This window comes from Halorubrum halophilum, from assembly GCF_000739595.1.
Classification (GTDB): Archaea; Halobacteriota; Halobacteria; order Halobacteriales; family Haloferacaceae; genus Halorubrum; species Halorubrum halophilum.
Genome location: NZ_BBJP01000027.1, coordinates 80,413 through 101,545, shown reverse-complemented (window position 1 = coordinate 101,545; position 21,133 = coordinate 80,413). Strand labels below are relative to the sequence as shown.

General features: G+C 65.0%; 19 protein-coding genes and 1 tRNA gene. 9 read left to right on the top strand and 11 right to left on the bottom strand.

The genetic code is table 11. The features are described 5' to 3' along the window. Positions 1 to 90 precede the first annotated feature (90 nt). From ACP96_RS09800 to ACP96_RS09790, 5 genes are all read right to left on the bottom strand, one after another. The gene (locus tag ACP96_RS09800; protein WP_050025471.1) at positions 91 to 1,365 is read right to left on the bottom strand and encodes an MFS transporter; all 1,275 of its coding nucleotides are present in this window, start codon (positions 1,363 to 1,365) and stop codon (positions 91 to 93) included. A gap of 23 nt (positions 1,366 to 1,388) precedes the next feature. Then, positions 1,389 to 1,517 carry a hypothetical protein gene (locus ACP96_RS19745; protein WP_272913226.1) on the bottom strand — a complete coding sequence of 43 codons (129 nt, stop codon included), beginning with the start codon at positions 1,515 to 1,517 and terminating at the stop codon, positions 1,389 to 1,391. A 62-nt stretch (positions 1,518 to 1,579) separates the two neighbouring features. After that, positions 1,580 to 1,708, bottom strand: coding sequence for a hypothetical protein (locus ACP96_RS19740; protein WP_268762300.1), 129 nt, complete (start codon positions 1,706 to 1,708; stop codon positions 1,580 to 1,582). Between the two features lie 206 nt (positions 1,709 to 1,914). Further along, complete coding sequence (locus ACP96_RS09795; RefSeq protein WP_082222498.1) at positions 1,915 to 2,913, bottom strand: ferritin-like domain-containing protein; 999 nt, start codon at positions 2,911 to 2,913, stop codon at positions 1,915 to 1,917. A 554-nt stretch (positions 2,914 to 3,467) separates the two neighbouring features. Beyond that, complete coding sequence (locus ACP96_RS09790; RefSeq protein WP_050033178.1) at positions 3,468 to 4,235, bottom strand: hypothetical protein; 768 nt, start codon at positions 4,233 to 4,235, stop codon at positions 3,468 to 3,470. A gap of 247 nt (positions 4,236 to 4,482) precedes the next feature. On the opposite strand from ACP96_RS09790, the gene ACP96_RS09785 reads away from it, so the two are divergent. The 3 genes from ACP96_RS09785 to ACP96_RS18655 all read left to right on the top strand — a co-directional run bounded on the left by ACP96_RS09785 (position 4,483) and on the right by ACP96_RS18655 (position 8,009). Beyond that, positions 4,483 to 4,947: a type IV pilin gene (locus ACP96_RS09785; RefSeq protein WP_050033177.1), complete on the top strand. Its 465-nt coding sequence runs from the start codon at positions 4,483 to 4,485 to the stop codon at positions 4,945 to 4,947. A 723-nt stretch (positions 4,948 to 5,670) separates the two neighbouring features. Continuing rightward, complete coding sequence (locus tag ACP96_RS09780; RefSeq protein WP_050033176.1) at positions 5,671 to 6,678, top strand: tyrosine-type recombinase/integrase; 1,008 nt, start codon at positions 5,671 to 5,673, stop codon at positions 6,676 to 6,678. A 626-nt stretch (positions 6,679 to 7,304) separates the two neighbouring features. Continuing rightward, positions 7,305 to 8,009 carry a hypothetical protein gene (locus ACP96_RS18655; protein ID WP_154020447.1) on the top strand — a complete coding sequence of 235 codons (705 nt, stop codon included), beginning with the start codon at positions 7,305 to 7,307 and terminating at the stop codon, positions 8,007 to 8,009. A 461-nt stretch (positions 8,010 to 8,470) separates the two neighbouring features. Here the strand turns inward: ACP96_RS18655 and ACP96_RS18650 are convergent, their stop codons facing one another. Next, on the bottom strand, positions 8,471 to 8,626 hold the full coding sequence (locus ACP96_RS18650) for a hypothetical protein (protein ID WP_154020446.1): 156 nt from the start codon (positions 8,624 to 8,626) through the stop codon (positions 8,471 to 8,473). A gap of 83 nt (positions 8,627 to 8,709) precedes the next feature. Here ACP96_RS18650 and ACP96_RS09775 point away from each other — a divergent pair, with 83 nt between their 5' ends. Continuing rightward, positions 8,710 to 9,342, top strand: coding sequence for a hypothetical protein (locus tag ACP96_RS09775; RefSeq protein WP_050033175.1), 633 nt, complete (start codon positions 8,710 to 8,712; stop codon positions 9,340 to 9,342). Positions 9,343 to 10,521: 1,179 nt separating this feature from the next. Here the strand turns inward: ACP96_RS09775 and ACP96_RS09765 are convergent. Further along, positions 10,522 to 10,593, bottom strand: a tRNA-Ala gene (locus ACP96_RS09765). Positions 10,594 to 10,857: 264 nt separating this feature from the next. Here ACP96_RS09765 and ACP96_RS09760 point away from each other — a divergent pair. From ACP96_RS09760 to ACP96_RS09750, 3 genes are all read left to right on the top strand, one after another. Continuing rightward, positions 10,858 to 11,610 (top strand): DUF120 domain-containing protein, encoded by a 753-nt coding sequence (locus ACP96_RS09760; protein ID WP_050033173.1) that lies wholly within the window; start codon positions 10,858 to 10,860, stop codon positions 11,608 to 11,610. Further along, positions 11,610 to 12,341 carry a 3,4-dihydroxy-2-butanone-4-phosphate synthase gene (gene ribB / locus ACP96_RS09755; RefSeq protein ID WP_050033172.1) on the top strand — a complete coding sequence of 244 codons (732 nt, stop codon included), beginning with the start codon at positions 11,610 to 11,612 and terminating at the stop codon, positions 12,339 to 12,341. The genes ACP96_RS09760 and ribB overlap by 1 nt, the downstream gene beginning before the upstream one ends. 455 nt (positions 12,342 to 12,796) lie before the next feature. Then, on the top strand, positions 12,797 to 13,726 hold the full coding sequence (locus ACP96_RS09750) for a branched-chain amino acid transaminase (protein ID WP_050027136.1): 930 nt from the start codon (positions 12,797 to 12,799) through the stop codon (positions 13,724 to 13,726). A gap of 25 nt (positions 13,727 to 13,751) precedes the next feature. Here ACP96_RS09750 and ACP96_RS09745 read toward each other — a convergent pair whose 3' ends face one another. Both ACP96_RS09745 and ACP96_RS09740 read right to left on the bottom strand, forming a co-directional pair. Continuing rightward, positions 13,752 to 14,474: a DUF502 domain-containing protein gene (locus ACP96_RS09745; RefSeq protein WP_050033171.1), complete on the bottom strand. Its 723-nt coding sequence runs from the start codon at positions 14,472 to 14,474 to the stop codon at positions 13,752 to 13,754. A gap of 155 nt (positions 14,475 to 14,629) precedes the next feature. Then, positions 14,630 to 15,469, bottom strand: coding sequence for a proline dehydrogenase family protein (locus ACP96_RS09740; RefSeq protein WP_050027134.1), 840 nt, complete (start codon positions 15,467 to 15,469; stop codon positions 14,630 to 14,632). 125 nt (positions 15,470 to 15,594) lie between these two features. Here ACP96_RS09740 and ACP96_RS09735 point away from each other — a divergent pair, with 125 nt between their 5' ends. Further along, positions 15,595 to 16,137, top strand: a complete 543-nt coding sequence (locus ACP96_RS09735) for a CDP-2,3-bis-(O-geranylgeranyl)-sn-glycerol synthase (protein WP_050033170.1) — start codon at positions 15,595 to 15,597, stop codon at positions 16,135 to 16,137. Positions 16,138 to 16,220: 83 nt separating this feature from the next. Next, positions 16,221 to 17,234, top strand: coding sequence for an aldo/keto reductase (locus ACP96_RS09730; protein ID WP_050033169.1), 1,014 nt, complete (start codon positions 16,221 to 16,223; stop codon positions 17,232 to 17,234). A gap of 10 nt (positions 17,235 to 17,244) precedes the next feature. Here the strand turns inward: ACP96_RS09730 and ACP96_RS09725 are convergent, their stop codons facing one another. Both ACP96_RS09725 and ACP96_RS09720 read right to left on the bottom strand, forming a co-directional pair. Beyond that, the gene (locus ACP96_RS09725; protein ID WP_050033168.1) at positions 17,245 to 18,987 is read right to left on the bottom strand and encodes a hydantoinase B/oxoprolinase family protein; all 1,743 of its coding nucleotides are present in this window, start codon (positions 18,985 to 18,987) and stop codon (positions 17,245 to 17,247) included. Further along, positions 18,984 to 21,119: a hydantoinase/oxoprolinase family protein gene (locus ACP96_RS09720; protein ID WP_050033167.1), complete on the bottom strand. Its 2,136-nt coding sequence runs from the start codon at positions 21,117 to 21,119 to the stop codon at positions 18,984 to 18,986. Before ACP96_RS09720 ends, ACP96_RS09725 begins: the two co-directional genes overlap by 4 nt. Between the last annotated feature and the right edge of the window lie 14 nt (positions 21,120 to 21,133).

Sequence of the window (21,133 nt, the reverse complement as noted above, 5' to 3'; positions counted from 1 at the left end):
CGCGTTTCGTCTCGATGTCGACCCGTAACAGGACGTGGTACGTACCCCACGGTTTATCACGGGTACTCTTAAAAGCGGCCGTCGGCGCAGTCAGTCCCGACGCGTCGCGAACCGCGAGACCGCGGCGGCCGAGAGCGCGCCCATGACCGCGATCCCCGCGAGGACGAAGAACAGTTCCCGCGGTCCCGCCCGAGTGAGGACCGCGCCCGAGAGCGCGGCGCCCAGCGATCCGACGCCGAAGATCCCGAGGTACGTGTAGCCGAACGAGATGCCTCGCGCCTCGCTCGGGGAGTAGGCCGCGACCGTCGCCTGTGAGAGCGGCTGGACCGTGAACAGCGCGACCCCGAGCGCGAGCGAGGCCGCGATGAACGTCGCCGTGGTCCGTCCGGCGGGCACGAACAGCAGCGCGAGAGCCGCCAGGATCCCCATCAGCGCCATCAGCCCGCGCTCGGGCGGCACGCGGTCGGCGATCCGGCCGCCGAGGTACTGGCCGAACACGCCGACGGTGAGGACCGCCACGTACAGGTACCGGCCCACGTCGAACTCCTCGGCGTACGGGCTCTCCGGGTCGATGAGCTGCACGTCGATCAGCCCGCCGAGCACGTCGCCGAGGAGGTCCGGCAGGAACGTGAGGAACGTCCGGTAGTAGAGCCCGCTGAACGTGACGAACGCGAACACCAGGAGGAAGCCGCCGGCGAGCAGCACGCGGGTGTCGTCGGCGATCGTCGAGACGGATATCTCGCCTTTGGTGCCGCCCGAGCCGGCGTCACCGTCGCTGTCGCCGTCACCAGGTTCGCCCTCCCCGTCCGGCATCGCGTCGCCGACGTCGACGGTCGCTCCGTAGGCGGCGACGACGACCACCGGGGCCGTGAGCGCGGCCGTGACGATCCGCCAGTCGAAGGCCAAGAGGAGGAGCGCGGTCGCCAGCGGCCCCAACGCGATCCCGAGGTTCCCGCCGATCCCGTGGTAGCCGAGCGCGGTCCCCCGCTGGTCCACCGCCTTCGAGAGCAGCGACAGCCCCGCGGGGTGGTAGACGCTCGCGGTGAGGCCCCACGCACCGATCGCGACCGCGAGCGTGAGAAGGTTGGGCGCGACGCTCACCAGCAGGAACGAGCCGGCCATCCCGGCGAGACACGCGAGGATGAGCGGCTTCGACCCGAAGCGGTCGACGAGGATGCCGCCGGGCAACGCCCCGACGCCGAACAGCCCGTAACCGATCGTCACGACGAGCCCGAGGGCGGCCGCCGTCGTCGAGAACTCCCCGATCCACACGGTCAACAGGATCGGGATCGACAGCTCGTAGGTGTGGACGAGCCCGTGGGAGCCGGCGGTGAACGCCACGATCCGTCGTTCGGCGCGGTCCATTGGAGACGGTTCTCCATCGTCCGTCAAAGGTCCGGGGGTGTCCGCCGGGATTGCCGCGAGACGGCAGCGCGAATGACGGGGGCGAAGGCAGTGCAGGTGCGAAGCGACGCGCCGATCGACTCGCGGTCGTGTGTGTCGCTGTCGCGTGCCATACGCCCTCAGACAACGAACGGCTAGAAGAGGATTGCGTTCGCGGCCCCGTCCGCCGGATCGGCTATAACGCCGACGTGTACAGCAGTAGTCCGACGGAAATGATCGTGACGAGCAGGATCCACCCGACCATGATGGCCCCCATCTGGCGGTGTGTGAGGTTCTGGCCCTCGAGTATCTCTGAGACGCCCATATGACGCCCAACTGACTCGGAGCATATAAGCGGTCTGGGTCGCCGGACGGCGAAGGGCGGTGCGGCAACCCCTTTCGCTCTGGTCGGCGACCATCCCCTTCCCGCCATCGACGGATCTGGAACGAGACGGCGCAGACGATGAACGAGCGCAACGGGGGCAGGTGGGCTTCGAAAAAGTGGTACCCGAGGATCACCTCGGCCGGGCGTTACTGATCGCCGAGGACGCTGCTGTTGGCGGAGTCGGAGCCGTTGACGGGGTCACTGCCGTTGACGGGATCGCTTCCGTTGACGGGATCGCTTCCGTTGACCGGGTCAGTGCCGTTACCGGGATCCGTGCTGTTGCCGGAGTCGGTGCCGTTGTCGGGGTCGCTGCTCCCATCCTCACCGTCGTCCCCATCCTCGCCTTCGTCGTCACCGTCATCGCCCTCGTCGTCTCCGTCGTCGCCATCGTCGTCCTCATCCTCATCGTCCGACTGGATGAACGGAGCGACGGCGTCGAGGACCTCCTGCTGGGAGAGGGACGAGTCGAACGCGTCCGGGAAGGGGGACTCACCGTTGATATCGTTGAGGAACGCGGCGTGGCGCGCCTCAACGCTGTGGATCGAGAGGGCGACGCTCTGGAGGTCCGGGCTCTCGATGAACGGCGCCGCACCGGCGTAGGCCGCGACTCCCGTGTTCTCCAGCACCTGCGCCGTCGCCAAGAAGTCCTCCACCGTTTCGAGTCCGAAGTCGTAGGTGGCTTCCGGCTCGGGATCGCCACCGAGCAGGGTGATCGCCTCGCCGAGGACCTCGGCGTGGGTCGTCTCGTGTTCGCCGAGCGTCTCGACGTGGTCGTAGACCGACTGGTCGTCCCCGGTGTCGTACTCCGAGACGACGTCAGACTCGGCGAAATCCTCCTCGCTGAACGTTTCCAGCCCTTCGCGATAGAACGCGTTCTCGAGGTTCTCCAGCGTGAGCGCGTAGTTCAACACGTCGAGGTCGGTCCCGTCCACGTCGTCGAAGTCCGCGGCCATCTCGTCTTCGTCGCCGTCTCCGTCGTGTGAGGAGGCAAAGCCGGTGCCGCTACCGAGTGCGAGCAACGCCCCACCGGCCAGTACCGAGCGATTCAGAAACTTTCGCCGGGAACTGCCTCCGTCTTCCACCTGTTCTTTCACCGATTCCGCGATACGTCGTGCGCGCGCCTTTGGGTCGTCTGTGTCTGTCATCGTTGTGCCGGGATATCCCAGCGTTTCCATCGTCGATCCTATTACCGATAGTAATAGATTAGATAGAAATAGTATCTTTGAATTATTCTCTATTTGAACGGTATTATTGTGATAACGCACCGTGTCACCGGCGACTTCGCGGCGCCGCCGACGCGATCCGCGGTATCGAGTGATTCAACGGACTGATCGGCCGGTAGCCCGCCGTATCGACTCGGCTCGGAGCGAGCTATGATCGACTTAAGGAGTATAAGCGAGCCGTATCTGGCCATCTCTCAGTGACGTGTGTTACCAAGTTTTGAGGGAAGCGAGCGCTCCGCGAAAGAGACGCCGTCAGCCCTCTCGGTGTCATGACGATCCAGATCTGTTCGGCCACTTCGATGCGGCCCTGCGCAGCTGCACGCGTGCCCTCTCCGCCGCGAAGTACCGGACGACTCCGCAGTTCTCGTTCCGATCCGCGGGTGGAACCACGGTCCGCACCCCCTCCCCTTCGGTCAGATCGAGCACGAGCCCGTGGAGCGCGTCGCCGGGGGCGAGCTACGAGAGACCGAGCTCGCCTACGACAGGCCGAGTTCGCGAGCGGCGTCCGCGGAAATCGTGAGTCCGCGAGGACCCCGTGAGACGGTACCGGTGACGCACTCGTCGATCAGCTCGTGGAGGTCGGTGAGGTACGACGCCGGGCGTTCCTCTTGGATGCGCGTCGTCGCTTTCGTCTCGAAGTGGATTCCGCGGTGGGCGACGTAGCACTCCGCGAACCGGCGTCGGATCGGTTCCGGGCTCTCCCAGACGATCGCCGGAACGGCGTCGAGGTCCGTTTTGACGCCCTGCGGGGCGCCCATCGCGACGAGACAGCGCCCGAGGACGGACGCGTCCGCCGCCGGGTAGAGCTCGGTCGTCCGCCCGTCGCTGTCGGCGTGCCGGCTCTGGGAGTCGACGCCGACCGCCGCGAACGCGGCTTCGATCGCCTCGCGATCGATCCGGCGCCCGGTCGAGATCGCGGGGACGAACATGTCGTTGATGCTCCCGCCGGCGAGGACGTGCGCGAGCAGCCCGACGAGCGCGCCGGCCATCTCGCAATCGGGGTCGAGCCAGCCGTTCGCGCTCGCGACCTCGATCCCGCGCACCGGATCGGGTCGCCCGCCGTCGAGCCACCCGCGGACCCGCGAGGGTGGGAGTTCGAGCGCGTTCCCGACCGCCGTCCGGCCGGCGGTCGGGTGCTCGGCGGCGTACGCCCGCACGCGCCGGTAGTCCTCAACCTTCGCCCACGGGTCGGGGTAGACGCGGTCGGAGTAGGTCCGCGCGAGCGCACGCGCCGTCGGTTCCATGTGTCGGATGTTGACAAGCTGATAGATACGTCTTCCGGGATTATTCTCAAACCAGAGATTCGGGTCGGAGTGTTTATGCCCGCGCTCCCTGTTAATACAAGCATACCAACGGACAAAGCGGGGTTCAGGGTGGCGGGACCACCCGACTCGGATCTGCGTGATGCAGGACGCCTCGAAAGGCACCTGTCTCTCTGCGCCCGAGTGTCGTTAACCTTCGTATCTGTCCCGTTGGCGACACAACACAACAATGAACCTCAAAACAGCAAATCAGGGCGACGATCGGGCAGTCAGTCCCGTAATCGGAGTCATACTCATGGTCGCTATCACTGTGATTCTGGCGGCCGTGATCGGGACGTTCGTGCTCGGACTCGGTGACCAGCTCGGTGATAGCCAACCGAGCGCACAGTTAGAGATGAGTGTCGATGACTCTACTAGTAATATTGTGATTGAACACACCGGTGGAAATGAGATCGATCTCTCCGAGTTCACTATTCAGGCCCGTGGTGGTGGCGACGAACATGCTAATGCGACACTATCAGCGACAGTAGCCGATAAGAATACCCTCGGAGTTGGTGAATCGGCAACTGTTAGAGTCACTACTGGGGGAGGTAACAGCGTAGATAATGTACGCCTCATTCACAACCCGTCCAATTCGATCTACGCGGATCGGACCCTCACGATCGAGGACTTCACAAGCTTCGATACCTCGTAAACAACTGAATCGGCCCGACGCCGATTTTTTCTCGCGCTACAACCGCAACCACCCAGACACGTCTATTCCTCGGCTCGGAGCAGCACCTCCTCCTCACCGTACGGCCCGGAGTGAACGACGACGATCGTGCGGTTCGAGCCCGCGCCGTCGACCGTCACCGAATCACCCTTCGCTACCTCTCCGTACTCGCCCCAGCGCTACGACTGGCTCGCGTCGCCGTCGATCAGCAGGCCGTCGACGGTGACGGCGTTACCCTCGGTCTCTCTGGTCATTTCTCAGCAGGATGGGACCGTACAAGGTTGCGGTTCATCTCTGGATGACGCGTATTTTGAGAAGATAGCGCCTCAGCTGACGAGTTTGAGAATCTTCGAGAACATAACCAACAATTATGGACTCGCGGGGGTCCCGTGAGCAGAGAGGGACCGGAGGTCCCTCTTGCAGCCGGCGGCTTCGCCGCCGGCGACGGAGCGAACGGGACCACGCGAGGGAACGCCTGAACGAACGAAGTGAGTGAAGAAGTGGACTCGCGGGGATTGTGAACCAGAGCCAGACGTGCTCGCTCGCTTCACTCGCTGCGCGCGACTGGCAGGGTTCAAATCCCGCTCGTTGCAGTGTTGCGCCGCTCGCGATTTGCTCGCGGCGCAAAAACATGGACTCGCGGGGATTTGGAACTCCCCGGCTAAGCCATGCGAGGAGGCCGCTTACGGGTGACTGGCACCAGCGATGAACCTGAAGACCACACCCCCGACCGACGCCAAGACCCGATTCCTGAACAAGAAGCGTAGCCACGTCACCGACAAGACGATCCACAACTACGACGCCACCCTGAGGCAGTTCCTCGACTTCCTCGACAGCGAGGGAACCGACGACATGCGTGACGTGACCAGCGACACGATCGCCCGGTTCGAGGAACACCGCCTGCGGTCGGTCAAGCCGATCACCTGCCGCAACGACATGCGGATTGTCAAGAACTTCATCCAGTTCTGCGAGTCGATTCAGGCCGTCCCCGCCAGACTACACGAGCTGATCCAAGTCACGAAAATCAAGCCCGGCGACGAAGTGTGCGACGACTTCGTGACGCGGGAGGAAGCCGTGGCGATCTTAGACAGGCTCTCGAAGTTCGACTACGCCAGCACCCGACACGTCGTCTTCCTGCTCCTCTGGAAGTGCGGGATGCGGATCAGCGGCCTCCGTGCGCTCAACGTGGAAGACTTCGACGAAGGACGGCCCGCCATAGAGATCCGACACCGACCCGGAACGCGGACGCCACTCAAGCGGAAGCTGGACAGCGAGCGGGACGTGTTCATCACTTCGGATACCGCCGAGGTGGTCGCCGACTACATCAAAGCGACGCGCCCGGACGTGATCGACGATTACGATAGAACCCCCCTGATCGCCACGACACACGGTCGGGCAAGCCGTACGACCATCACGAAGCACGTCTACCTGTCCACGTCACCGTGCTTCTACAACGGCGGAACCTGCCCGTTCAACGAGGATCCGCAGGAATGTGAAGCGACCAGTTGGGGCGATGCCTCGAAGTGCCCGGGATCAGTCAGTCCCCACGCGCTTCGCCGGGGCTACGTGACAGCCGCGCGCAACGCGGGTCAGCCGAAGGACGTGACTGGTGACAGGGTGAACATGAGCGGGTCGATCTTGGATCGGCACTACGACAAGGGGTCACACGATGAGAAGGCCGAGCGACGGAAGGATTTCTTGAAAGATATATAGTCGTAAGGCGAAACGACAGATGAGATTCTTATTGTATTATTTTTGGCTTTGAGATTGGAGAATAATAATCCCAACCAGACCGAAACTGATTCCCAGAATAGCGGCAGTCCCTACCAGAACAAACACCCGCTGCGGGGTAGTAGTCAACGGAAATATGCCCCGACCAAATTCTGCATGATATAGATAATATAATGAAAAGCCGAATGCGGTTATCATCCCAACTACGCTTCCAAAAAGTGTGAACAGCGAGAGGATAGCCGACAGAGAGGAATCATCGTCAAAATCAAAATTTAGATTGTTTGTGAGTATAGCGACGGTAGCAATTCCAATTGACACGGCTGTAAGGAGTGCCGTAGCGGATTCAACAGAGGCCATTCTGTTGACAGGAAATGACATATTCGACTTACATAAATGTATGCTATATTGAACAAATACAGTTCTCTACTTACTGTTCTAAATTGATCGACTATAGGGAGTAGCCAAGGCATGTGCCACAGGGGCCGGTGAATGATTCTGGTTACTCGTTGCGGGCGAGCGCTTCGATAGAACCCCCGGATCGATACGACTGGTACCGTCTTGAGGAGATAGACCGTGGTCGTTATGCTCTCTTACCGCTATTTCTCCCTATGAACCCGACCTATTTCACCGACTGGAAGAATGTGAGTCGGGACCCCGAGCCAACTTCTCCGAAAAATTATCCGTTCAATCCCATCCCTTTGGTAGAACGGTCGGATGGTAACGACATCGAGTGGATCAGTCATGGAAGGTACGGCTGCGTTGTGAACACCGGGAAGGCTGGCAAGCGTTCGTGGACCTACACCCCGGGAGTGAACGCCTCAAGGTGGCTTCTTCGTGAAAGCAGAGGGTATTGGAATAGATCTCGGAACCTCCCAAATTACCCGATTGATAAGCGAATGATGGCGATCAACGACGATACAAGGATTCACAAATGGCAAAACAAGAAACTGGTCCGGAGCCAATACCGGTGGCGTGATTGTTCGGTACTCTGTTCAAGGCTTGAGCTAACTCCGTATCAAAAACTCCGTGTTCACTACCTCTATGAGGAATCACGAGCGGAGAATTTGGGGAAGAGAGGTGAGTTCATCATCTTTATGCTCGCAATTCTTGTTTGTCGAGAGGATGGTAGACAGTTTACACGACACCCGAGTTCCAAGTCAGAAGACCCGATCTTTGAGGAGGTAGCAACGGAGTATAGCTTCAAAAATAAGATGATCCGAAGATGGATCAAGAAGCTTCCAGCGATGCCATGGACAGAGGGGGTACTCGGGAATCGTCCAAAACGCGATACGCCGAAACGAATTCAAAATTAGAGCCAGCCTCTTGACCCTACCTTTATATACCCCGTCTATTCAAGTGTGTGTCGTTCGTCCCCTAACAGGTCCCCATACAGGCATCGAGAATTCAGATAGAACCCGCCGCCCACAAGGAAAGATCCCTCCTCTCACCACAAGTCAGATTCAAGACTGGAACGTGTTAAGCCGACATTCCCCCGAAATTAAGGTAGACCTTTCTCATGACTCCACGAGGCATACGAGTGTCTGTCGAAATATACGGCCTTGAGTCCATCTACCGTTACCGGCGGCTTCTCTCGCTCGCAGGGCCAACGGTGAGCCTGTGGTGCGCGCCGGACCAGCAACAAGCACCTTCCATACGCCCCGTTCCCCGAAGCCCGTACGGGGCGCCCTCAACCGTCTGAGGCTCCGTTACTCATCACTCGTTACCGCTGTACATACAGTAGAGGAACGCACAAAATATCGACTCTTGGTTGTACCTATTGCGTGTTCAGGTAGAATACAACACCAACGATGAGCGTCAAGAGGAAGTACGCAAGATGGACTTCCCCGTTAAGCTGTACCGGGACTGTACTCGGCAGGACGTTTAGGAAGGCAATCACGAGTATCGCACCGATTGCGCTGATGACGGACATACGAGTTAAGATAGCACCCCTAAACATTTAGTTCGATTGACCATTAGTTACATAACTAAGCCGATTAGTGTATGAACTAAGCTATGAACGAAAATGATAAGTACATCAGTAGGGACCGCGGGATTCTGACAGAACGTGACCGAGAGTACCTTTTGGGCAGGATAGATGACGAACTATCAGAAAACGCTGAATATCAGAAAAGGTATCAAATACGTCAGCGGATCCGAGATGCGATGTTCGATTTCTGGTTGATAAGTCGGCATCTACCAGCTAAAGATACAGGCTTGTTGTGGGGAGAAACGGACAACTGGATCTATAAGTCAAGACGCCAGCGAGAGCGAGGAGAAGCTCCTCCGTACCCCGAAAAGCCATTTCTCGCCAAGTGCTGGCGTGACATAATTGGCTTATTTGTATACAGCCAACTTACCGTTGATTTGCCCGAGGCTGAAAGACTGGTTGAGTGGACGATCGAACAGGGCGTCGCGATAGGGGTTCGACGGAAGTTCTTCGACCAATTACGGATGTACCAGACAACAGAGCCAAGCCTCAATTGGGGGATCGGAGATCGGTACCGTCTGATTGATTTCTTAGATCATATTAAACAACAGGTCCCTGATGATCCCGACGAAGCCGAGTCATATCTTCAAGACCTCATCGATCAGGGCCACTTACAGCGGTCCCACGCCGTGACGATCTACCAATCAAAATTTGGGTGACAAGCTCTGTGTTAGTCATTCTTGACCTATCTTCGGAGGAACGCGGCTCTGTGTAGAACTATGTCGACGTATTCTGAGCCGTATGGGTGGCTACGTGGGCGTTCTGTCGGAACACGGTCCGCAAAGTATCCCATTCAAGAACAGGAACATATCTATACCATCTCGCAACGGGCGGTGTATTGTGACGAACACCGGACAAGTCCTTCAGGTCGTGGCGCTCTCGCTACCGGCGGTAGCCTTGTATATGGGCGTACTGAGTGACGTGTACGAAGATGCTGCTTTAGCTCGGTCACGGTATCCAGATCCGGATAGTGATGCTTTCGAGGGACCCGGTCCAGCATCGGGTAAAATGGAACACAAAGTCCACCGAGAGTATGTCACCCTCACGACCGTGATGGATGGCCTCGATTTTCGATTAGCTACTTTGAGTCTGGTGGCTCTCGCCCTGTCTGTGGTAGTCCTTCTGCCCACGCTCGTGAGCATGATTCAGGTGCTATATTGGGCCGGTGTGGGAGTTGCTACAATCGGGTTCGGATTGCTCGTTGTCGCTTTGTCCTACACCGCGTATGCGAGTTTCTATGAGATGTTCCCGAGAAGTTAGTTGACCGGTATGGTATCGCCGGGGAGTTCTGTCGCAACGAAGTTCCCACAAGAGACCGACGACTATCTGGCTCGATACTCGGGATTCCCGAGCCCGGCCCACGAGAGCATTCTGTTGTTCGGACAGCCGGGATTGGGATAGAACCCGCCGCGATTGTTCCCCCTCGGCCCGCGATCAGTCCTCGGTTCTTCGCGAGGAGTCCTATAGAGCCAGCGCAAAATCCGAAATCGATTCTTGGCCTAACACTATACCGCACACACAGGTCGCCTGACCGTGTTCTAACCGGCCCCGGGGGGAGGGTGGGTCAAGCGGCGTCGCCGGGACGTTCTATCGCAACGAGGACCCACGTGAGGCTGCCAGCGATTGGACCCACGCCTGAAGCCCGCCCCGAATCCGGTTACTTTGCTTAGACCGCACCACGGCTCACCCGCGACTCCGTTACCGAATCAAATGTTGGCGGCAATCCAGTCCGCGAGAAGGGTTCAAATGGACTTATTGGAGAGTGTCAGAATACGAGTATTGATGTAGGAGGGCCTCTAAGGTGTGAATACAGTCATTCGGCGGCTTCCAAAAATGAATGGACTCGCGGGGATTTGAACCCCGGGCCTCTTCCTTGCGAAGGAAGCGATCTGCCGCTGATCTACGAGCCCGCACCCGGAACCAATCGCCGTTCGTATTTGTACCTTACCTTTCGACGACCCGCACGCGGGTGCGTCCCACTCTCACGCCGGCTCGGCGGCGCCCCGGCTCGCGACGACGACCGCCGATACCGATGGGGTTAGGTGTGAGGCCGCACGACATTTGGCAACGTCGAGGACGCCCGATCGACGGCGTCCACTCTCCACCCGAGTAACGTTTCTGGGACGTGTCTCATTCCCGTTACCCTTTTGCGTGCGGGCGACCCAGATCCGGACATGGCAGAAGCGACGTCGACGGCGGACCCCGACCCGGCCGCGATCGCGGCCCTGAAACACGTCGGGCTCGTCGGCGGCCTGACCGAGACGAAGGTGTCGTGCGCGGCCCTCGGCGACCGGCTCGACGCCTCGACACAGACCGCCTCCCGGCGGCTCCAGACCCTCGAATCGGCGGGGTACATCGAGCGCGACGTGGTCGGCGACGGCCAGTGGGTGCGCGTCACCGACGCGGGCGAGGCGGCGCTCCGCGCCGAGTACGCCGACTACCGCCGGCTGTTCGAGACGGACGTGGAGCTCGTGCTCCGCGGCGCGGTCACCGGCGGGATGGGCGAGGGACGCCACTACATCACCCTGCCCGGCTACGCCGAGCAGTTCCGAACGCGGCTCGGCTACGAGCCGTTCCCGGGCACGCTCAACGTCGACCTGAGCGAGGAGAGCGTCCGCCGGCGCGGCGAGATGGCCGGGATCGACGCGGTCCCGATCGACGCGTGGGAGGACGAGGACCGCACCTACGGCGCGGCCTCGTGTTACGGCGTCACGCTCGTCGCCGACGGCGAGCGCTACGAGGAGGTCCACGCGATCGTCCCGGACCGGACCCACCACGACGACGACCAGCTCGAACTGATCGCTCCCGAGCGGCTCCGCGACGCGCTCGACCTCGCCGACGGCGACGCGGTCGAGGTCCGCGTGGCCGCCACGAGCCGGGCGGATACGCCCGAAAACGAGGCGGAGATGGAGACGGAGGTCGCCTGATGCGCGCCGACACCGACGCCGAGGTCGACGCCGACGCTGTCGGATCCGCGCCGGACGCCGACTCCGCGAGCGACTCCGTCCGGCGCGCCCTCGACGCGTTCCGCGCGGGCGAGCCGGTCTGCGTCCACGACTTCGCGGACCGCGAGGGGGAGACGGACATCATTTATCCGGCCGGCGCCGTCGACGAGGCGGCCGTCGCCCACATGCGCAACGACGCGGGCGGGCTGATCTGCGTGGCCGTGAGCGACGCCGTCGGCGACGCGTTCGACCTCCCGTTCCTCGCGGACGCGCTCGACCACCCCGCGGTCGACGACGACCCCGAGTACGACGACCGCTCCTCCTTCTCCCTGCCCGTGAACCACCGCGAGACGTTCACGGGGATCACCGACGAGGACCGCGCGCGGACCATCGTCGAACTCGCGAGCGCGGCCGCCGCAGTCGACGCCGATCCGGGGAACTACGGACCCGAGGACTTCGCCGCGGAGTTCCGTGCGCCCGGTCACGTCCACGTGCTGCGGGGCGCCCGCGACGGGCTGCGCGGCCGGACCGGGCACACGGAGCTCGGGCTCGCGATGGCGGAAGCCGTCGATGCCGCCCCCGCCGCCGTGGTCTGCGAGATGCTCGACGACGAGACGGGCGCCGCGCTGACGCCCGCGGACGCCGAGGCGTACGCCCGCCGGCGACAGATTCCCTACGTCGAGGGCGCCGCGCTCGTCGAGGCGCTCGAATAAGAGACTTCCGTGCCGTGCGGTGGCGCGCGCCTCCGAGCGGCCGCCAAGGGCGGCCGCGAGGAGCGCCGCGCGAGGGAGTCGGGCGGCGCTTATAAGCGCCGCCCGACGAGGCTGGGGAGGCGTGAGGTGCGGGGCAGTGCGGTGCGGGGTGGGACTCAAAGGGGCAGTCGCGCTCGACGAACCCCAGCGACGCAAGGACCACAGGGAGCGAGCAACGCGAGCGACCGAGGACCGCAGCGAGCTGTGGGAGTCGAGCGCGACTGGGGCTTTGGAGGAGTTCGATGTCGATCTTTCAGTGGCCACTTATAAGCGAGCGACTGGAGCTTTAGGAATCCTCACCGCGGTAACAGCGCCGAGTCAGAAAGTTGGTCTCACGTACCGATCCGACGCCGACCGTTCCGGCAGCCCCCGCCCGGTTGTTACAGTTTTAAGCCCGCCGACCGCAACCTCCGGGTATGGGATTCGACGAGATGGACGTCGACACGATCTGGAAGAACGGTGAGTTCCTCGACTGGGAGGACGCGACCACTCACGTTCTGACCCACGCGCTCCACTACGGGAGCGGCGTGTTCGAGGGCGTCCGCTGTTACGACACCGAGCAGGGACCGGCGGTCTTCCGATGGGACGAGCACCTCGACCGGCTGTTCGACTCCGCGAAGATGTACGACCTCGACATCGAGCACTCCCGCGAGGAGATCACCGAGGCGACCCTCGAACTCCTCGACCGGCAGGACCTCGACTCCGCGTACATCCGACCGATCGCCTACTACGGGTACGACTCGCTCGGCGTCTCGCCGAAGGACTGCCCGACCGACCTCGTGCTCGCGGCGTGGCCGTGGGGCGCGTATCTCGGCGAGGAGGCCTTAGAGGAGGGCGTCGACGTGATGGTCTCCTCGTGGCGGAAACACGCCTCCTCGCAGGTGCCGACCAACGTCAAGACCACCGGGCTGTACGTCAACTCCATGCTCGCGGGCGAGGAGGCCCGCCGAAACGGCTACGTCGAGGCCATCGTCCTGAACAAGGAGGGCAACGTCGCCGAGGGGCCGGGCGAGAACATCTTCATGGTCAACGACGGCGAGATCTACACCACTGGTCCCGCGCAGTCGATTCTGGAGGGAATCACCCGCGACACCGTCATCGAACTGGCGGAGGAGCGCGGCTACGCCGTCCACGACGAGGCGATGATCTCCCGCGGCCAGCTGTACACCGCCGACGAGCTGTTCTTCACGGGCTCTGCGGCCGAGGTGACCCCGATCCGCTCGGTCGACGACACGGAGATCGGCGCCGGCACCCGCGGCCCGGTCACAGAGGAGCTGCAGAGCGCCTTCTTCGATCTGGTGGAGCGCCGGACCGACGCGCACGACGACTGGTTCACCTACTTATAAACAGCGACGCTGTTGTCGCCCCCGATCAGTCCCCGTCGCCCTCGGCGTCGCTGCCGCCGTCCGTGGACCGGCGGTCGGACTCGCCTGGGGTGCCGTCGGTGCGGACGCCGCCGACGCCGCCCGGGCGGCCCGTGCCGCCCTCCGGGGGCTGCTCCTCCTCGACCGGGACCTGATGCGCCGACTCGGCGAAGCCGGCCGAGAGGACGCGCGTCATCCCCTCCTCGACGGTCTCGCCGGTCTCCTCGATCTTCTCCGGTTCGACCTCGATGACGAAGCCGGTGGTGATGTTCGGGGCGGTCGGCATGAACAGGACGATCTTCCCGTCGCGGGTCTTCTTCCCGGTCCGGAACGCGGTCATGCGGATCCCCGGCCACGTCTCGATGTACACCGGGCTCTGTAGCTCGTCGGTCCCGGAGACGGCCGTCTCGATCGCGAGCTTCGAGGCGTTGTACACCACGCGTAGCGCCGGAATCTGATTTATCGCGCCGTCGACGGCCGACTCCGCCAGCCGGCCGAGCGTCGTCCGCATGAAGTAACCGACTGCGAGGACGACCGTCGCGAACACAGCCATCGCGATGATCACCCGGGAGACCGGTTCGAGGGGCGCAGGGATGATCGCCGGTTGGAGCCCGTCGATCAGCGGGATCGACGCGATGTACCGGTAGATCCACTGGAGGACGAGGAGGAGGACCAAAAGCGGCGCCAACACGATGAGTCCGCTGGCGAAGTCGCGTTTCCACGTGGACATCTATCGAGTCGATGTCTGTCGGCAATGCTTAAAGGGGCTTCTACGTTTCGGGCGACTTCAGCGGGCGCTCGACGGTCCGCAGTCCGTCGTCACCGACTCGTTACCGACTCATTACCGACTCGTTACCAACTCGTCACCGATCCGTCATCGGCCCGTCACCGACCCACGACCGCGCGGGCGGCGAACGTCAGGTTCTGTCTGCGTTCACGGACCCGCCGGTAGAAGTACGAGAGCCACTTGGTCCCGTACGGTGCGTATTGGGCCACGTCCACTCCCTGTGCGGCGAGGTCGTGCTGGGCCTCGTCGCGGACGCCCATCAGCATCTGGACCTCGTAGTCGGTCCCGTGCTCCCGAGCGAGCCGGTCGGCGAGCGCGATCATCTCGGGGTCGTGCGAGCCGACCGCGATTCCGCGGTCTCGGTGCTCGAACAGGAAGCGGAGGTCCTCGCGGTACGCCTCGTCGACCCGCGACTTCTCTTTGTAAGCGAGCGACTTCGGCTCGTCGTACGCCCCCTTCACGAGCCGGAGCGAACCGGGCACGTCCCGGAGCCGATCGAGGTCCTCGCGGGTTCGTTTGAGGTTCGACTGGAGACACTGGCCGACGCTCCACGGGTACTCCGCGGCGATCGACTCGAACGCGTCGAGGGTCGCGTCGGTGGTGTCGGCGTCCTCCATGTCACACCAGACGAACGCGTCCAGCTCGTGGGCGCGGGCGACGATCTCGCGGTAGTGCTCCTCGAAGAGGGCGTCGGACACGTCGAGTCCGATCTGGGAGGGCTTGACCGAGACGCAAGCGTCGAGGCCGCTGTCGGCGATATCCTCCAAGAGTGCGAGGTACGCGTCGGTGTCGGCGCGGGCGTCTTCGGGGTCGTCGTAGTGCTCGCCGAGCAGATTTAGGATGACGGCGACGCCGTCCTCGTTGCGCGCTCGGGCGTGTTCCAACGCTTCCGGGACGCTCTCGCCGGCGACGAACCGCCGCGCGATCGGGAGGATCATACGCCCTACTCGCGGCGGTAGCGACTTGACTGTTGCCGACCCGGTGTGTTTCGAGAGCGACTGTTGACTCCCGGGTCCCACCGCGATCCGGGATTTATATACCCCCAACGGGCGCAGAGTCGGGTATGATCGGTTCGCTCGTCGCGACCGCGTTCTGGGCGATGTTGCCCGCCTACGTGCCGAACAACGCCGCGGTGCTGGCCGGCGGCGGTCGCCCCATCGACGGCGGCCGCGAGTGGCGCGGCGCCCGCCTGCTCGGCGACGGGAAGACGTGGCGCGGCACCGCGGTCGGCACCCTCGTCGGCGTCCTCCTCGCTCTCGCGCTCAACCGTCTCGCCGAGCCCGCGAGCGCCGCGCTCGGGGTCGATCTCCCGACGTTCGCGCTCCCGGCCGCGTTCGCGCTCGCGTTCGGCGCGATGTGCGGCGACATCGGCGCCTCGTTCCTCAAGCGCCGGTCGGGTCGGGAGCGTGGAGCGGCGTTCCCGGGGCTCGACCAGCTCGACTTCGTCGTCGTCGCGCTCGCGGCCGTCTTCGTCGTCGACACCGACTGGGCGCTCGCGGTGTTCACCCTCCCCGTCCTCGCGGTCGTCCTCGTGATGACGCCGATCCTCCACGTCGTCACGAACGTCGGCGCGTACGCGCTCGGGCTGAAGAACGAGCCGTGGTAGGCCTCCCGCTTCCTCGATATTTGTTCGCACACCACATCCGCTTGCTGTAGGTTTTTGCGGCGACGAACACTATCGATCGACAGATGACTCCCGACCTCGACAATATCGACCTCGATACGGTCCAGATCGGACGAACCGGTCTCCGAACGAGCGAACTCCAGCTCGGCACGTGGCGGTTCGGCCGCGTGACCGAGGCGGGCAACGTGGAGATCGACGAAACCCGCGCCCACGAGCTGCTCGACGGGTACGAGGCCGCCGGCGGGCGCTACATCGACACCGCCGACGTGTACGGCGGCGGCGACTGCGAGCGCTGGATCGGCGACTGGCTCGCCGAGCGCGACCGCGAGCGCTACACGGTCGCCTCGAAGGTGTACTGGCAGATCCGCGACGGCGACCCGAACAGCCGCGGCACCAACCGCAAGAACGTCCGCCACCGCGTCGACGCTCTCCTCGACCGGCTCGACACCGACTACCTCGACGTGCTCTACATCCACCGGTGGGACGACGAGACGCCGGCCCGCGAGCTGATGAAGACCTTAAACGGGCTCGTCGAGTCCGGCAAGGTCCACTACCTCGGCGCCTCGACGCTCCGCCCGAACGCCTGGAAGGTCGCCCGCGCCAACGAGATCGCTCGTAGCGAGGGGTGGGAGCCGTTCACGGTGCTCCAGCCGCGCTACAACCTCGTCGACCGCGAGGTCGAGGGCGACTACCTGGAGTTCGCACGCCAGCAGGATCTCGGGGTCTCCCCGTGGAGCCCGCTCGGACAGGGCTTCCTGACCGGGAAGTACGACCGGGACGAGGACCTCCCCGAGGAGTCGAAGGCCGCCGAGTCCAGCCGCTTCCAGGAGGCGTACCTCACCGAAGAGAACTTCGACGTTCACGACGAGCTCGACGCCGTGGCGGAGGCGGTCGACGCCACGCCCGCACAGACCGCGCTCGCGTGGCTCGCCCACCGCGACGGCGTCACCGCGCCCATCGTCGGCGCGCGCACGACCGACCAGCTCGCTGAGAACCTCGCGGCCGCCGAGATCGATCTGTCCGCCGAGCAGGTCGACCGGCTCACCGCCGCGAAGCCCGGCCCGTACGACGGGCTGTAAGCGCGCGTCGTCAGTCCGCTTTCTCCTCCTCCGTTTCCTCCGACCGTTCTCCCTCCTCCCCCAACTCACCCGTCGCCTTCCCGTCCGCACGGTCCCGTTCTCTCGCCGCCGGATCGCGCTCCGCGGGGTCGCCGTACCCGCCGCCGCCCGGCGTCAAAATCGTCACCGTCGTCCCCGGCTCCACGTCGACGGTCGCCTTCGCGGGGACGGGCTCGCCGTCGATCAGGTTCTCGCCGAGGGCGCCCGGCTCGCCGCCCTCGCGGCCCGCGGGGGCGTGTCGCCGCCGCTCGGTCAGCAGCGAGACCGTCGCCGCGGTCTCGACGCGGACGCTCCGCTCCAGTCCGAGCCCGCCCCGGTGGCGACCGTCGCCGCCGCTGCCCGGGCGGAGCGCGTATCGCTCCACCCGGAGCGGGTACGCAGCCTCCAGCGCCTCGACGGGCGTGTTGAGCGTGTTCGTCATCCCGACCTGCACGCCGTCCATCCCGTCGGCGTCGGGGCGTGCGCCGAACCCGCCGCCGATCGTTTCGTAGTAGGTGAACGACGCGGCGGAGTCCGAGTCGGCGTTCCCGCCACCTCCACCGCGATTCCCGATCGTGAGGTTGTTCATCGTCCCTTGGCTTCCCGCAGTCACCCGATCCGGGGCCGCCTCGCCGAGCGCCGCGAGCACGACATCGAGCGCGCGCTGGCTCGTCTCGACGTTCCCCCCGACGACCGCGGCCGGCGGCTCGGGGTTCAGGATCGACCTCGCGGGCGCCGACACCGACACCGGCTCGTAACAGCCGTGGTTCGGCGGGATATCCGGGTCGGTCACGCAGCGCACGGCGAAGTAGACCGCGCTCTTCGCCACCGCGAGGGGCGCGTTGCAGTTCCCCGCGACCTGATCGGCGCTCCCCGCGAAGTCGACCGCGAGCGACCCGCCATCGACGGTCACCGTCGCGCGGATCGGGATGTCGGCGTCGGTGACGCCGTCCCCCTCCAAAACGTCCTCGGCCTCGTAGGTCCCGTCCGGCAGGTCCCGGATCGCGGCGGTCATCCGCTCTCTAGAGTAGTCTATCACGGCGTCGAAGGCGGCTTCGAGCCGATCGCGGCCGTGCTCGTCGGCGAGGTCGCGGAGCCGATCTCCGGCTCGCTCGTTGGCGGCGAGTTGCGCCTCGAAGTCGGCGCGCCGCTCCGCCGGGTTCCGCACGTTCGCGAAGATCAGGTCGAATGCGTCGTCGACGCGGTCGCCGCCCTCGCTCTGGTCTCCACCCTCGACGAGCCGGATCGGCGGGATACGGAGGCCCTCCTGGTAGATCTCGCGGGCGCCGGCCGGCATGCTCCCGGGTGTCATCCCACCCACGTCGGCGTGGTGGGCGCGGGAGACGGCGAAGCCGACCACGTCGCCGTCGAGCGCCAGCGACGAGACGAGCGTCACGTCCGGGAGGTGCGTCCCGCCCGTGAACGGGTCGTTGAGGACGAACACGTCGCCGGGGGCGGGGTCCCGCTCTCTCACGGCCGCGACCGCCTCCGGCATCGCGCCGAGGTGGACCGGGATGTGCTCCGCCTGCGCGACCATCCGCCCGTCGGCGTCGAAGAAGGCGGTCGAGCAGTCCCGCCGCTCCGTGATGTTCGGCGAGTACGCCCCGCGGATCAGGACCGTCCCCATCTCCTCGGCGACGCCCTCCAGCTGATTGCGGAGGACTTCGAGCGTCACCGGGTCGATAGCGGTGTCGGGGACGCCGTCGGCGTCGCTCTCGGGGTCGCGATCGCTCATCGCCCGTCACCTCCGGACTCGACCGCGTCCCGCTCCAGCACCACCGTCCCGTCTCGCCGGACGCGACCGCCCCACCCGGGCGGGACGACGGTCGTGCTCTCGGTCCCCGCCAGCACCGCGGGGCCGTCGAGGGTCGCCCCGGGAGCCAGCGCGTCGCGGTCGTGGACTGTCGCCTCGACCCCGCCGGCGTCGGGGAAGACGACCTCCCGGGTCCCCCGTTTCGCGTCGAGCACACCGGTCCGCGAGACGACCGGGGGATCGACGTCGACCGTCGCCGTGACCCGGAGCGTGACCGCCTCCACCGCGGCGTCGAGCCGGTAACCATAAGCGCGCTCGTGAGCCGCCGCGAAGCGCTCGGCGAGGGCGGCGGGGTCGGCCGGGGAACCGGGCTCGCCTTCATCGCCCCCGGCGTCGACGGTCAGCTCGAAGCTCTGGCCGGCGTATCGGCAGTCGGCCGCCAGTTCGATCCCCGCCATCTCGGAGTCCGAGACGTCTGCGAGGACGCGGTCGGTGAGTTCCGCGAAGGCGTCACGGAGGTCGGTCTCGGCCGAATCTCTCAGCGAGAGCCGGACGGTGCGGGCCGCGTCGTGGGTCTCGTCGGCCGCGAGCAGCCCGTACGCCGACAGCACGCCGGCCGGCCCCGGGACGAGCACGCGCTCCATCCCGAGCCGGTCGGCGAGGGCGGCCGCGTGCATCGGACCGGCGCCGCCGAAGGCGACGAGGTCGAACGCCCGGGGGTCGCGGCCGCGCTCGACCGTGACCGACCGGATCGCCCGCGCCATCGTCGCGTTGGCGACGCGGTACACTCCGCGTGCGGCCGCGGTGGCGGCGTCGAGGGCGTCGTTGTTCCCTTCCTCACCCCCCTCGATCCCCGCTTCGTCGGCGAGTCGTTCGAGCGCCTCGCGAGCCGCGTCGACGTCGAGCGAGAGATCCCCGCCGAGCGCCGCGTCCGGGCCGATGTAGCCTAAGAGTACGTCCGCGTCGGTGACCGTCGCCTCGGTTCCGCCCTTCCCGTAGCAGGCCGGCCCCGGTTCCGCGCCGGCGGACTCCGGGCCGACGCGGAGCGCGCCACCGGCGTCGGTCCACGCGATCGAGCCGCCGCCGGCGCCGACCGTCTCCACGTCGACCGCCGGGGTGCGAAGGGGGACCCCGGCGATCGTCGTCTCCGCAGTGCGCTCGGCGCGCCCGTCGCGTACGAGGCTCACGTCGCTCGACGTGCCGCCCATGTCGAAGGTGACGGCGGCGGTTCGCTCTTCCGCCTCGTCGCCCTCACCGTCGCCCCCGAGCGTCGCGCCGCCCGCGACCGCGGCCGCGCCGACGACGCCGGCGGCGGGTCCCGACAGCACCGTCGTCACGGCGCTGTTCCGGACCGTCTCCGCGTCGGCGACGCCGCCGTTCGAGCGCATCACCCGCGGCTCGGGGAGCCCGAGGTCCGCGGCGCCGGAGACGATCCGGCCGAGGTAGTCGTCCAGCTCCGGCGTCAGGTACGCGTCGGCGGCGGTCGTCGCCGTGCGCTCGAACTCGCGGAACTCGGCGAGCACGTTGTGGGAGGCGGAGACGGGGACGTCGAGTTCCTCGCGGAGGAGTTCGGCCACCGCGGCCTCGTTCTCCGGGTGCGCGTACGCGTGCAGCAGCGAGACGGCGACGCTCTCGGCGTCGCTCTCGGCGATTTGCGTCGCCAGATCGCGGACCGTCTCGGGGTCGACCGCGCGCTCGATCCCCTCGGTCGTCGCGCGCTCCTCGACCTCGAACCGCCGTCGTCGGGGAACGAGCGGCTCCGGCTTCTCCGCGTCGAGGTCGTAGAGGGCGGGCCGAGCCTGCCGACCGATCTCCAGTACGTCCCGGAAGCCGGCGGTGGCCACGAGCGCGGTCCGCGCCCCGTCGCGTTCGAGGAGGGCGTTGACGGAGACCGTGGTCGCGTGCGCGAAGGCGTCCACGTCGGCGGGGCCGATCCCGGCCGCGTCGCACGCCTCGCGGACCCCGTCGAGGACGCCGGCGTGTTGCGGGGTCGTCGTCGGCACCTTCGCGGTCGCGAGGTCGCCGTCGACGACGAGCGCCACGTCGGTGAACGTGCCGCCCACGTCGACGCCGAGCCTGACGATCGGGCTGTCGTCGCCGTCGTCTGCCGTCATGGCGATCTCGGTCT